At 56.2% G+C, this 420-nt stretch carries 1 pseudogene; it reads right to left on the reverse strand.

The window, feature by feature from the left end:
* A pseudogene (locus AAC147_RS12735) lies at window positions 1-420 on the reverse strand (TIGR03752 family integrating conjugative element protein); the annotation flags it as partial.

Consider the following 420-nt stretch of genomic DNA (forward strand, 5'->3'; position numbering starts at 1 on the left):
CCAGCCGATACCCTGCTGATTTTGCCCTTTGCCCGGCAGGGTACGCACGGTGCCATCCTGAAACACAAAGGTGATGGAATTGACCTGCCCGCGTACACAGGAGAGGGTCCAGTCACCACTGGCCGAGCCGGAAACCACGGCGCCTTCCACTTCCGGCAGTTCGATGCCGTTGGCGGTCAGGTTGTCTTTGCCAATCAGAATTTTGAACGGGTAAGGGTCAGTGACTGTGCCATTGACAGGCACCCGGCCTAATAACGCGGTCATCGCCTGACTGCCCACCAAAGTGGCATTTTCCGGCAAGGTATAGACCGGTTTTTCGTTTTCTTCCTTCGGCAAAGGGATCGGTGGGGTATTTTGCCCCGTTGCCGGTTGTTCACTTAAAAAAGTGGTCGGGAATTTAGCGGCGGGTTGGCCGTAAGC

The sequence above is a fragment of the Xenorhabdus sp. NBAII XenSa04 genome (assembly GCF_963866145.1).
Lineage (GTDB): Bacteria > Pseudomonadota > Gammaproteobacteria > Enterobacterales > Enterobacteriaceae > Xenorhabdus > Xenorhabdus indica.